Origin of the sequence: Sphingorhabdus sp., from assembly GCF_023910635.1 — a bacterium.
Lineage (GTDB): Bacteria > Pseudomonadota > Alphaproteobacteria > Sphingomonadales > Sphingomonadaceae > Sphingorhabdus_B.
Genome location: NZ_JAAVVZ010000025.1, coordinates 23,493 through 35,782 on the forward strand (window position 1 = coordinate 23,493; position 12,290 = coordinate 35,782).

12 protein-coding genes and 1 riboswitch are annotated in these 12,290 nt (G+C 56.7%); of the genes, 6 read left to right on the forward strand and 6 right to left on the reverse strand.

What is annotated here, in order from left to right:
* Positions 1 to 38: 38 nt before the first annotated feature.
* Positions 39 to 238: riboswitch (cobalamin riboswitch) on the reverse strand.
* Between the two features lie 262 nt (positions 239 to 500).
* The gene (locus HEQ34_RS12155) at positions 501 to 656 is read left to right on the forward strand and encodes a hypothetical protein (RefSeq protein WP_296200797.1); all 156 of its coding nucleotides are present in this window, start codon (positions 501 to 503) and stop codon (positions 654 to 656) included.
* Positions 653 to 1,285 (forward strand): hypothetical protein, encoded by a 633-nt coding sequence (locus HEQ34_RS12160; RefSeq protein WP_296200799.1) that lies wholly within the window; start codon positions 653 to 655, stop codon positions 1,283 to 1,285. The genes HEQ34_RS12155 and HEQ34_RS12160 overlap by 4 nt, the downstream gene beginning before the upstream one ends.
* Positions 1,286 to 1,302: 17 nt before the next feature.
* Here HEQ34_RS12160 and HEQ34_RS12165 read toward each other — a convergent pair whose 3' ends face one another.
* Genes HEQ34_RS12165 through HEQ34_RS12175 form a run of 3 tightly spaced genes read right to left on the reverse strand, consistent with a single transcriptional unit; the run spans position 1,303 to position 4,627 of the window.
* Positions 1,303 to 1,899: a GNAT family N-acetyltransferase gene (locus tag HEQ34_RS12165; protein ID WP_296200800.1), complete on the reverse strand. Its 597-nt coding sequence runs from the start codon at positions 1,897 to 1,899 to the stop codon at positions 1,303 to 1,305.
* A 2-nt stretch (positions 1,900 to 1,901) separates the two neighbouring features.
* Entirely contained in the window at positions 1,902 to 4,145 is a 2,244-nt protein-coding gene (locus tag HEQ34_RS12170) for a molybdopterin cofactor-binding domain-containing protein (protein ID WP_296200801.1), read from the reverse strand.
* The gene (locus HEQ34_RS12175) at positions 4,145 to 4,627 is read right to left on the reverse strand and encodes a (2Fe-2S)-binding protein (protein ID WP_296200818.1); all 483 of its coding nucleotides are present in this window, start codon (positions 4,625 to 4,627) and stop codon (positions 4,145 to 4,147) included. Before HEQ34_RS12175 ends, HEQ34_RS12170 begins: the two co-directional genes overlap by 1 nt.
* Positions 4,628 to 4,696: 69 nt before the next feature.
* Here HEQ34_RS12175 and HEQ34_RS12180 point away from each other — a divergent pair, with 69 nt between their 5' ends.
* The 3 genes from HEQ34_RS12180 to HEQ34_RS12190 are packed head-to-tail and all read left to right on the forward strand — an operon-like array spanning position 4,697 to position 7,847.
* Entirely contained in the window at positions 4,697 to 5,635 is a 939-nt protein-coding gene (locus HEQ34_RS12180; protein ID WP_296200803.1) for an XdhC family protein, read from the forward strand.
* Positions 5,635 to 6,228, forward strand: a complete 594-nt coding sequence (locus tag HEQ34_RS12185; RefSeq protein WP_296200805.1) for a nucleotidyltransferase family protein — start codon at positions 5,635 to 5,637, stop codon at positions 6,226 to 6,228. The genes HEQ34_RS12180 and HEQ34_RS12185 overlap by 1 nt, the downstream gene beginning before the upstream one ends.
* On the forward strand, positions 6,225 to 7,847 hold the full coding sequence (locus tag HEQ34_RS12190) for a tetratricopeptide repeat-containing sulfotransferase family protein (RefSeq protein WP_296200806.1): 1,623 nt from the start codon (positions 6,225 to 6,227) through the stop codon (positions 7,845 to 7,847). Before HEQ34_RS12185 ends, HEQ34_RS12190 begins: the two co-directional genes overlap by 4 nt.
* A gap of 181 nt (positions 7,848 to 8,028) precedes the next feature.
* Here the strand turns inward: HEQ34_RS12190 and HEQ34_RS12195 are convergent, their stop codons facing one another.
* From HEQ34_RS12195 to HEQ34_RS12205, 3 genes are read right to left on the reverse strand one after another with little or no spacing between them, the layout of a single operon-like run.
* Entirely contained in the window at positions 8,029 to 8,340 is a 312-nt protein-coding gene (locus HEQ34_RS12195) for a hypothetical protein (RefSeq protein ID WP_296200810.1), read from the reverse strand.
* Positions 8,337 to 8,873 carry an inorganic diphosphatase gene (gene ppa / locus HEQ34_RS12200; protein ID WP_296200811.1) on the reverse strand — a complete coding sequence of 179 codons (537 nt, stop codon included), beginning with the start codon at positions 8,871 to 8,873 and terminating at the stop codon, positions 8,337 to 8,339. The genes HEQ34_RS12195 and ppa overlap by 4 nt, the downstream gene beginning before the upstream one ends.
* Before the next feature lie 23 nt (positions 8,874 to 8,896).
* Complete coding sequence (locus HEQ34_RS12205) at positions 8,897 to 10,831, reverse strand: peptidase M61 (RefSeq protein ID WP_296200814.1); 1,935 nt, start codon at positions 10,829 to 10,831, stop codon at positions 8,897 to 8,899.
* 79 nt (positions 10,832 to 10,910) lie between these two features.
* Here HEQ34_RS12205 and hisS point away from each other — a divergent pair, with 79 nt between their 5' ends.
* A complete protein-coding gene (gene hisS / locus HEQ34_RS12210) occupies positions 10,911 to 12,155 on the forward strand; it encodes a histidine--tRNA ligase (protein ID WP_296200815.1) in 1,245 nt (414 codons plus the stop codon).
* Positions 12,156 to 12,290 lie beyond the last annotated feature (135 nt).

Below are 12,290 nucleotides of genomic sequence, written 5' to 3' on the forward strand. Positions count from 1 at the left end.
GAGGAAAACCCCGATTGCGCCAGTGTCCCGCAAGCACAAAGGACAAACCGCAATCAGGCAGGTCTCCTGGCTCCCGGGTCACTGCTTTTGCCCCGCCTTCCCAGTTTCACGGTCACCCGTTTTTCCAGTGGCATTTGGAGCAAAAGCTCGCCGGTTACAGTTGCGGGAACAGCGCCGGATTTCCGCCGGCTTCCCTATTATCCACGCTCTCGCGCAGACCTGGTGCGTGCGTCGGGGTTAGGCGGGTTTTGGATGGAGGGCAAGGGGGGGTGAGATGGGGAGCCTCCGTTCCCATATCGTTTGCCCAAAGCAAAGGAAATTGTCGCGGCGATAGATGTCGCCCAGAGTCCGGCACTGCGCGGGCCTTACAAAAAGCGTGGAAATTAAAAATAGTTTGCCGTTCCGAAAATTTTGCAGCATAAAAATTGTGATTGTCTGCTACGATGAAGTCACAGTAAGCAAGATCTTCATGTTGAAATGGACCAAAGGAGGCTGCTGCAATGACCCATGAACAGCGCAACGCGGCGATTATGGAGAAAATCAAAATCTATACGCAAAAGCATGCTGATTCTCGCGCTTCTGCCAACACCGCATTGAAGCGAGAGGGGTTTACCGTCGAAACGCGCTCGCGCAAGAAGGATAATGCTGCTGCTTGAGCCGATTAGCGACCTCATTTGTATTAGGTTACCATGGTTGTGAGCTTGAACTGGCCCGCAAAGTGGTTGCAAGAGAGGTTTCCCTTGCGCCCAGTGACACATCTTACGATTGGGTGGGGCCGGGCATATATTTCTGGGAATCAGACCCGCTAAGGGCGTGGGAATGGGCTAATGGTCGAGCGCGTGATGGCGATTACGACCAGCCAGCTGTGGTCGGGGCAATTATCGATCTTCGAAATTGCTTAGATTTGCTGAATCGACAAGATCAGGAACTCGTTAAGGGTGCCTATGAATCTCTGGCGGAACTTTATCGGGCGGCCGGTCGGCCAATGCCTAAAAACATAAACGCAAAAAAGGGAGATGATAAGGATAGACGGGCGCGGGCCTTAGATTGCGATGTTATAAAGCATCTCCACAAAATCATGGACTATCCGATTGATGATGACGCGGACACGATGTTGCCGCACTTTGATACTGTGCGGGGCATGTTTACCGAAGGCGAGGAGCTTTATGACGGCGCCGCCTTTTATCATCAAAGCCATGTGCAGGTGGCGGTTCGTTCGGTCGACTGCATAAGAGGCTATTTCTTCCCGCCAGAGATTGAACGTTTTTTCCTCAATCCAAACTAACCACCCCCCGCATGCACTTAATGCCGCGTCTTGCCCGCCCTTTGCATGCCCCAAAATTGGGGGCCTTCGGGGACTTGCCAGCTATGTTTGATGGCAAAGCCAAAGCTTTGGTACAAAGGGATATTATGTTCGTCCGCCGTTTCCAGATAGGCAGGCAGGCCATCTTGATCTGCGCGCTCTAAACCTGCGCGGATCGCCGCGCCGCCAAAACCCTTGCCCTGATAATCGGGGTCGCAACCGGCAAAATGCAAATACCAGACGGGTTCTTGCGGCAAATGCTTTTCAATCAAATTGGATATTTCAAGCCCGCGCAAAATCGAGAAGCGCAATTGCTTTAAAAAGGGAAGCAACAGCCGTGCGGTGTCGAATAGCGTATCGCGCGCTTGGCCGGGGCCGCGCCATAATGTGACCGCTTCTATGCCGTCGGTTCCAAACACCGCGCCTTTGCGATGTTCGTCGCGCAAGAACAGATGGAAAGCCCCCGTCAGCCGCCGTGCGCGCAATTTGGGGTCGGGGATGACATAGCTCCAGCCGGACTCATTCTGGAACGCGCGCGCCAGCGTTTCGGCAATCTCCAGATTGTCTGTAGGCTTGAGTAATTTCGCGTGCGGCAAAATTATCCCTTTGCCTGCGTCATGATTGGCAGATTGCGGATGCGCTTGCCCGTTGCTGCGAACAAGGCGTTGGCCAATGCAGGCGCGGCTGGCGGAACGCCGGGTTCGCCAATGCCGCCCATTGGTGCGCCGCTGTTCAGAAAGTGGATATCCTGCACTAAGGGTGATTGCGCCATATTCAGCAACAGATAATCGCTGAGGTTGCTTTGCTGCACTTTGCCTTTTTCAAGCGTGATGGCCTCGCCAATCGCTGACGACAGGCCCATGATCGTGCCGCCCTCTATCTGCGCCATCGCGGCGTCGGGGTTTACGATACTGCCTGCGTCCACGACCGTGGTGACCTTGTGCAATTTTGGCATGCCGTCTTCGCCAACCGAGGCTTCCACCACCATTGCGACGATGGTTTTGAAGCTTTCGACCAAAGCAACGCCGCGTCCGCGTCCGGCAGGAAGTGGCGTGTTCCATCCGCTGCGCGCCGCGACTTCGTCGAGAACACGCAAATGCCGTGAATCCGCTTTCAAATGGTTGCGGCGGAAAATCACGGGGTCTTCGCCTGCGGCATGGGCCAGCTCGTCCATGAAGCTTTCATTGTAAAAGCCTTGCTGCGTCGAATTGACCGACCGCCATGCGCCCGTATTCTGGTTCGAAACATGCGCAAAATGCCGACGCGACACAGCGGGCAGGGTGTAGGGGAATACAGTCTCGTCCTCCGCGCTTTCGGGTTGCGCATAATCATTGCGGTAAGCGGCTATGCGTTTCTTGTCAGTCAACGCCGCCGACAGCAAAGCCGAACTTTGTGGACGATATGCGCCTTGCGCGACTTCTTCCTCCCGGCTCCAGATCAGCTTGACCGGATAGGGCAACTGCATGGCAAGCTGCGTCACTTGGCTAACGATTTCCATATACATGGGCAGGCGGCGGCCAAAGCTGCCACCGATGATCATGGGGTGAAAGGTAACATTATCGGCATCAAGGCCCGAAACCTCAACCGCCATCATTTTGGTCGCCAACGGGTCTTGCATCCCGCCCCAAATATCGAGCTTACCGTCCTTATATTGCGCGGTCAGCGCAAAGGGCTCCATCATCGCATGGTGCAAGAACGGCACCTGATATTTGGCTTCTATGGGTTTATTACCAAGGCCGGCTTGCACGTCGCCTTCGCCTGCTTCGCCGTCGGCCTCTCCTTTGGCAATCAGCGCGTCATGTGCCTTGAAAATCGATGCGGTGGAAATGCCGGCATGGCCACCGTCGCTAAAGCTGGGTGCCAAGGCGCGCAGGCCGGAAATTGCCGGCCAATATCCCTTGGCCACCACGGCGACGGCATCATCAAGCTTGATCACTTTTTCAACGCCCTTGATTGCCAAGGCAATTGCGGTGTCGACGGACGTCAGCTTTCCGCCGCGCACGGGCGCGGCCTGAATCGTTGCAACGCGCATGTCGGGGATCGCAAAATCCATGCCATATTGCGCAGTCCCGTCGACCTTGCCGGGAATGTCGAGGCGCTGAATTGATTGCCGCATCAGGCGATATTGGGCGGGGTCTTTCAACTTTGGTTCGTTGTCGAGCGACAAGGTCGCGGCTTGCGCCGCCAGCTCACCATAACGCAACGACTGACTTGATTTGGCATGAATGACGCGGCTGTCCTGCGTGGTCAGTTCGCCGACAGGGACATTTAGCCGCTTGGCGGCGGTTTCGATCAACGCAAGCCGCGTCGCCGCACCAACCTTTTGAAAAGTCACTTGGCCAGTGAACCGCAAGGCGGTTGAACCGCCGGTAATTTGCAGGTTCATTTGCCGCGCGATGAACGACAGAAAGGATTGCGGAATGCCGTTGATGATTGCTGGCTGCCCAGACATGTCGGCGATAAATCCGCGACCCAAGCCCACATTGGCAAAGGAGGGTTCGGCGGGTGCCGACACAACACGCACTTGGTCCCATGCCGCATCCAATTCTTCGGCGAGCATTTGCGCTAGGCCCGTGTTTGACCCCTGACCAATGTCGGTGTGCGGCGAATAAATGGTGATGGCGTCATCTTCGCTGATTTTCAGCCAAGTCGCAAAACTATGCTCGCCTTCGCCTGTTATGCGCGCCTTGGCGTCTTTGGCGGCGTTTCTGTCGGCGATTGAGATGCCGAACAGGCCAGCGCCGACGATGGCGACGCCGCCGATCAGAAAGGCACGGCGCTTTACACCTTTGCGCTTAAAGGGGGCTTCGGGTGCACTATCGGGCGTGGGGGTATCGGTCATCAGACGGCTCCCTCAACAGCTTGGGCGGCCTGTCCGGTGGCGGTGCGAATGGCCTTGCGAATACGCGGATAGGTGCCGCAGCGGCAAAGGTTGGTCATCGCTGCGTCAATTTGCGCATCACTTGGGCGGCCGGTTTTTTCGATAAGCGCCACGGCGGCCATGATTTGTCCGGACTGGCAATAACCGCATTGCGGCACTTGCGCTGCAATCCAGGCCTTTTGCACCGCATGCAGCGTGCCATCGGCGGATTTCAGACCTTCAATCGTGGTGATCGATTTGCCCGCGACATCGCTGACGGGCACGCTGCACGAACGGGCGGGTTCGCCATCAACATGGACGGTGCACGCCCCGCACGCCGCGACGCCGCACCCAAATTTTGTACCCGTCAGGCCGAGCTCTTCACGGATGACCCACAATAACGGGGTGTCCGGTTCGGCAGACAGCGTGACTGCTTTGCCATTAATTGACGTCTGAATTGCCATGTGAAGAAGCTCCCACCCGATATCGCGTTTCATATAGCAACGCTTCTTTCACTTTGCTAGCGGGTAGCCATGCAAACAGGCAGTGCCAACCATGATCGCATCCTTGCCGCCGCGCTTGATTGGGCTGGCGCGCCGATGGCGATTGCGACGGTGGTCGAAACATGGAAGTCTGCACCCTGTCCGACCGGCACGCATATGCTGGTCCATGCCGATGGGCGGTTCGTGGGTTCGGTGTCCGGCGGATGTGTGGAGGCGGACGTTTTGGAACGCGCGCAGATGGTATTGGCTGGCGCGCCAGCGGTGTTGCGGCGATATGGCGTTGCCGACCACGCGGCGTGGGACGTGGGCCTTCCTTGTGGCGGCGATATTCAGGTGCTGGTGCAGCCGGTGTCGGCGGATGGTTTTCCAGAAAGCCTGTTTGCGGACATCGTGCGTGCGCGCAGCAGCGGAGCGACATTATCCGTCATGACGAACCTTGCCACTGGCCGCAGCGTTGCTTCGCAAGACACGCAGGCCGATGGCTTTATCAATGTCTATTATCCGCCCCGCCGCTTGTTGATTGTCGGCGCGGTCGAGATTGCGGCCGCATTATCGGCGATTGCGGTTTCGCAAGGCATCAATGTTACTTTGTGCGACCCGCGCGGGCGATTTTTGACGGCGGATCGTTTCCCCGGTGTCCGCTTGGATGACCGCTGGCCCGACGAAGCGGTAAAGGCCTTCGCGCCCGATAGCCGCAGCGCGATTGTCACCTTGAGCCATGATCCCAAGATCGACGATCCCGCTTTGATTGCAGCGTTAGCTAGTCCCGCGGCTTATGTGGCGGCTTTGGGTTCAGTGCGGTCGCATCAGGCGCGGCTGTCGCGGCTGTCTGCGGCGGGTGTTAGTGCGGAGCAATGCGCGCGGATAGAAGGGCCAGCGGGCGTTGCGATAAACGCGATCAGCGCGCCCGAAATCGCGCTCTCGATTGCAGGTGGCATGATCTGCGCGTTCAATATGGGCCTGCGGTGATGGAGGCCAAGCAGGTCGCAATCATTGTCCTGGCTGCTGGTAATGCGCGGCGTTTTGGATCGGATAAGTTGATGGCGGATTTGGATGGCGCGCCGTTAGGCTTGCGGGCCGCGCGCAATTTGGCGGGCATGGACGCCGCAGCGCATTTCGCGGTGTGCCAGCCCAAAGCAGTCATCTCGTCGCTTTATGCCCAGGCTGGGTATGCGCTGGTCGAAAACCCGCATGCAGAACTTGGCCTGTCGGGGTCGCTGCACCTCGCGGTTGCGGCTGCTGCCAAGACGCAGGCGCACGCGCTGTTGATTGCGCTGGCCGATATGCCGTTTATCACGGCCTCTCATATCGACGCGCTGATACAGGCGTGCGACGGCGAAATCATTGCGTCATCGGACGGAAACCAACTTATGCCGCCCGCGATATTTCCGCGCGCCACTTGGCCATTTTTGCTGGAGACCAAAGGCGATGCTGGTGCGCGGCAAATCCTTGGGCGCGCCCGCAGTTTGGCCGCGCCAATTGGCAGTTTGCGCGACATAGACACGCCAGATGATTTGGCCGCTTCAAAATCGCTGCCGCTTGGCATAGACCACGACATATGAACCAGCCCTCCGCTCGCCCCGCGATTGAAGCCGCCTTGCGCAACCCCAGCCTCATGACGGCGGCTGTGGCTTTGACAGAAAACAGGTTGGAGGATGCAGAGCCCATATTGCGCGGCCATTTGCGTGATGCGCCCACCGATGTGGCGGCGATCCGCATGATGGCCGAACTGGCCGCACGCGTTGGCCGGTTGAAAGATAGTGAGGCTTTGCTGCGCCGCGCATTGGAACTGACCCCTGATTTCGGCGCAGCGCGGGCCAATTTGGCAACGGTGCTGTATAAACAAAATCGCTTTCCAGAGGCGCTGGAAAATCTCAACGCCGTTTTGGCGGAAGGTGGCGACAATCCGGTTCAACAAAATCTGAAGGCCGCAGCGCTTGGCCGGATTGGCGGCTATGAAGAGGCTATTGCGCTGTATCAGGAGCTGACCGCCCGTTTTCCGGACCATGCCAAATTATGGATGAGCTATGGCCATATGCTCAAGACCGTCGGCAATCAGGATGAAAGCGTTGCGGCGTATCGCCGCGCTCTGGCGGTGGAACCCACTTTGGGTGAAGTGTATTGGAGCCTCGCCAACTTAAAGACATTAAGCTTCTCTGAGGATGATGTAGCCGCGATGGGCGCGGCTTTGGCGGCGGAGAGCCTTGGCACGGAGGATGAATATCATCTCCATTTTGCACTGGGCAAGGCGATGGAGGAGCGCGCCGATCATGACGCGGCATTCGTCCATTATGCAAAGGCCAATGCGTTGCGCAGTGCCGAGCTGCATTATGATCCGCAAGCGGTGCGCACGCAGGTCGACAAAATCATCGCTTCATGCACGCCCGCATTTTGGCACGCGCGCGCGGGGCAGGGGCATGATGCGCCCGACCCGATTTTCATCATTGGCATGCCGCGCGCGGGTTCAACGTTGATTGAGCAAATCCTTGCCAGCCATTCGATGGTGGAGGGCACGATGGAGTTGCCCGATATTCCGGCGATGGCGCTGCGCGAGGGACGAGAGGGGCGCGAGGGGCGCGGGTCGGACTGGATTGATGCGACCGTTGCGCTATCCGCCGATGATGCCGAACGGCTGGGCGCGGAATTCATCGAACGCACGCGTATCCAGCGCAAGACCGATAAGCCGTTCTTCATCGACAAGCTGCCCAACAACTGGAATTATGTCGCGTTCATCCGCCTGATCCTGCCCAATGCGAAAATCATCGACGCGCGGCGACACCCACTTGATTGCTGTTTTTCCAATTACCGGCAGCATTTCGCCAAGGGGCAGGCGTTTAGTTATGACCTTGCCCATATGGGGCAATATTATGCGGATTATGTGCGGATGATGGCGCATTTTGACACGATTACGCCGGGTCATGTCTACCGCGTCATTCACGAAGAACTGCTGGAAAACCCAGAACGCGAAATTCGCGGGCTGTTGGATTTTCTCGGTCTTCCGTTTGAAGATAATTGTCTGAATTTTCATCAGAACACGCGCGCCGTGCGCACCGCGTCGAGTGAGCAAGTGCGCCGCCCCATCAACCGTGACGGCGTGGATCAATGGAAACCCTATGCGGCGCATCTGGAGCCGCTGAAGCGCGCGCTAGGGCCGCTTTGGGAAATCTATCCTGCAACATAACATAGGGTCAGGACCACTTAAATCCACCTTAGCGGTTTGAGGCCATACTGTTCAGTGCAAGGCGGCAAAGCGCAGGACTTAGTGGTTCTAAGTCTAGCTTTGCCAACACAGCAATGGACAGTATGGGTCAAATCCGAAGGACGTCTTGACGCCGCGAAGGTGGATTTAGGTAGTCCTGACCCTAAGCCTTCACCGCGCAGATTAATCCGGAGGACGTTGCAACACCCAAGATTTCAGGGTCTTGTAACGCGCGCGTGCGCCGCAGAAATTCCTCCACGGTTACCTTGCGCATATCTTGCCCGCGCAGTTTTTTCAGGCCGTTCAGCTTGTTCAGTTGGATCAGCGAAAGGCGGTCAACCATCCGGTCGGCCATGCACGCGGCAATCGGTTGCGAAAGCCCCGCATCCATCAATGCCGTGCGGACGCGGGTTTCGGGGGTGGCGCAAGCCGAAAGCGCCAAGGATATCATGACGACCAGCGCATTCCGTTTCATATACCTTTTTCTTTCGCACGTGCAACGCATTCAATAATAATGCGTTTTGCGTCCGTTTCATCACCCCAACCATTCAGCTTGGCCCATTTTCCCGGTTCCAGGTCTTTGTAATGGGTGAAAAAATGCTCGATCTGCTGAAGAACGATAGGTGGCATGTCCTTATAGGTCACAACGTCGGAATAATAAGGGAAGGTTTCGTTGACTGGAACGCATAGCAATTTTTCGTCGCCGCCCTTGTCGTCTTCCATCATGAGCACACCAATCGGACGGCATTTGACAACCGCGCCTGCGATGATGGGTGAGCGGGCTACGACCAAAGCGTCCAAGGGATCGCCATCTTCACCCAAGGTGTGCGGCACAAATCCATAATTGGCTGGATAGCGCATCGGCGTGTGCAGGAAGCGGTCGACGAATAACGCGCCGGATGCCTTGTCGAATTCATATTTCACCGGCTCGCCGCCAATGGGCACTTCGATCAGGACGTTGAGGCTTTCGGGTACATTGTCGCCCGCAGGGATGAGGTCAATACGCATGGGAGAATGCTTTCACGTTGTTATTACTTGGTCCGTCGCGGGCTGAGTAGACGATCAATCGCCGTCTTACCTTGGCCTGTGGCTTCGAGGTGCGGATAGCGCAAACCACCCGAATAGGCGATGTCTATTTGTTCAAAACGTTTGTTGCGCTCGACGATTAGCCGGACTGGTGTTTTTCCGTCCTTCGCTGCGTTGATTGCGGTGGTCAGACCGTCTTTTGAATAGGCATAGCCATTAACCGCAATGATTTTTGCGCCATTGACGATATTCGCCTTAAACGCCGGGCTGTTCCACAATATGGACGTCACGACCGCATCCTTGTTCAAGTTTATCCCAAGCGAGTGGGTAAGGTTGAGGACATTGCCTTCTTTCATCAATTCCTTGTCGAATATATTGGGCTCTTCTTTCCAAACGAGCTTGTATCCGCCCTTTTCGATGCCTGCCAGTGGCGCTGGTTGGCCGGGTTGGCGCAATTTCGTGTCGAGAAACTTCGCCCAATCATAAGGCTGCACCGCGTTCAAGGTGCGGACAACCTCGTCAAAATCATAGGTCAGCACACCCCAATCGGCATCGCGCACCCCGAAAAAGGCTTTGGCAAAGTCATCGAGCGACTTGGTCCCTTTGGACAATTCGCGAATAGTCATGTCGGCGTCGAGCCAGATGAGCGAGCTTTCGTTATAATAATCCTCGCCCCGCGCGTGGCTGGCAAAGGGTTTTGGCTTGCGTGCCCCAAAGATCGGGTCGTGCGTGGTGTCTTCAACCGAACGCCAAGCACGGCCGGGCTGTTCCGCATAAAATCCGGCATATTTGGCCCATTCGGCAAGCACCATTTCCTTGGACTGTAGCCCGGAGCGCGCGCCCAGCACCAAGTCCCAAAAACTCGTCTGCCCTTCATATACCCAGAGCAAGTTATCGCGCATGGGCGTGGCATAATCGGGTGTCCACATCGTTGCTGGACGGCGGAACTTTCCGTTCCAACTATGTGTGAATTCGTGCGGCAAAAGGCCGCGTTCGGACATATTGTCATCCCATTCGATGAAATAGTCAGTCTCGCGCGTGTTTTCGGAACTGCGGTGATGCTCAAGGCCAATACCGCCCAACTCCTCGGTCAGGCCAAGCAGGAATTCATATCGGTCGAAATGCTTTGCGCCGAACAGCAATAAAGATTCATCAACTAAGGCGCGGTGCGCCGCAATCTGTTCCGGTTTTGCCGCAAGAAACTTCGCGTCATCTGCCCAGACGTTCAGCGTGACATTATGCCCCAGGTCCCATTTCTTATAATGCGGGCCAGCAAACATCGGGCTGTCGACCAAGGTTTCAAAGCTGGTGACGCCATAATCGATGCGGTTACCCTTTATGCTGGCGCCATCAAGCGCGGCGACGCCAGTCCATCCCTCGGGCAAAATAATCGATGGTTTCACTTGAATGGCGCGGGTGAAATGTCCTGCGGGATACAAGGCGACCTGTTCCCATTGCACATTCATCATATTGCGTGTGACGTTGATGCGACCTTCGCTTTCGCGGACGGGGGATGTGAATTGAAATTCAACGTCAACCGACGCGGTTCCTTCAGGCAGGTCGACGTGAAACGCATATACTTGCACCGGATCGCGCGTCCAACGCAGCGTCTTGCCGCCGGCGCGGATCATTAGGCCAGTCATTTCGGCCAAGGCACCGCGTGGGCCGTGCTTACCGGGCAGCCATTGCGGATAAAGCAAAATGAGCGGCTTGCCCGCTTCAACCGGAATTGTCTGGCGCACTTGGAAAATGGCGCGATCAATGTCCGTTGCGTCAACGGTCAGGATCATCGGCGCAGTCAACGGGCGGTCCTGCGGTTCGGGAATCGTTGAGACAATCGGTACTGGCTGCGGCGCGCTATTTTGCGCGGATGCGGCGGAAATGAGGCTGGCGGAAAGGGCGAATGCGGCAAGTGCGCGCGACAATATGCGTGGATTCATAACGCTAACTTTGGCGAATGCGTCGCGCCGCGTCCAGCCCTATTCCACTAACAACAATTAGCCGCTAGGGCGCTTCATTATGGCAAAGATACAGACACCCCAAGCCGTGCGCGGCACACAAGACATGTTCGGTGAGACCGAGGAACGCTTTGCGCATGTTGTCGCGACCTTTGAACGCGTGCGCAGGCTGTATGGATTTAAGGGCCTGCAACTGCCAGTCATTGAACCCACAGCGGTATTTTCGCGCAGCCTGGGTGAGGCGACCGATGTTGTGTCGAAGGAAATGTATACGTTTGAAGACCGGGGCGGCGATTCCATCACGCTTCGGCCCGAATTTACTGCTGGCATCGCGCGCGCTTATTTGACCAACGGCTGGCAGCAATATGCGCCGATGAAGCTGTCGGTGCACGGACCGTTGTTCCGCTATGAGCGCCCGCAAAAGGGCCGCTATCGACAGTTTCACCAGATTGACGCCGAAATCATTGGCGCGGCGGAGCCAGCGGCGGATGTCGAGTTGCTGGTCATGGCGGATCAGTTGCTCAAGGAACTGGGCATAGATGACGGCGTAACATTGCAGTTAAACACGCTGGGTGACACGCCCAGCCGTGATGCATGGCGCACGGCGTTGGTTGGCTATTTCAACGACCATAAGGATGTATTGTCCGAAGACAGCCTAGCGCGGCTGGAGAAAAACCCGCTGCGTATCTTGGACAGTAAAGACCCCAAGGACCGCCCAGTCGCCGATGCGGCGCCTGTTATCGACGATTATCTGTCGGGCGAAGCGCAGGATTTCTTCGGCGCGGTCACGGCGGGCCTTGATGCCGCCGGCGTCGCGTGGACCCGCAACGCCGCGTTGGTGCGCGGCCTCGATTATTACCGCCACACCGCGTTTGAATTTGTGACCGACCGTCTTGGCGCGCAGGGCACTGTGCTGGGTGGCGGGCGCTATGACGGCTTGATCGAAAATCTCGGTGGGCCAGCGACACCAGCGGTCGGCTGGGCTGCTGGGATTGAGCGGTTGGCGATGTTGGTGGAGGCGCCAGCATCGATTGTGCCTGACGTTGCCGTCGCGATAGAGTTTCGAGACGCTGAGCCTCAAGGTCAAAAAATCGTTGCTGCGTTGCGACGTTCAGGGTTGTCAGTAGAAATGCTAGCGCAAGGGTCTCCAAAAAAGCGATACGACAAAGCCATAAAAACGAACGCCAAAGTCGTAATGTCCATCTCAGATATGGGCGTGCGGTACTCCGGAGATAAATACCCGGACGTGTTCAGTCAGGTCAACGAGGTTTTGGTTTCTATCGCAGAAGAACTGAAAAAACGATGAACTGCAAGTGCCTTATCCGTCGCCCCAGCGCAGGCTGGGGCCTATCCCGTCTGTCGGCAAAATGGTTCGCACAAAGGCACGAAGGCATAAAGAAGTTGCTTCGGGTCTTCGTGTCTTCGTGCGAACTAAAATCGT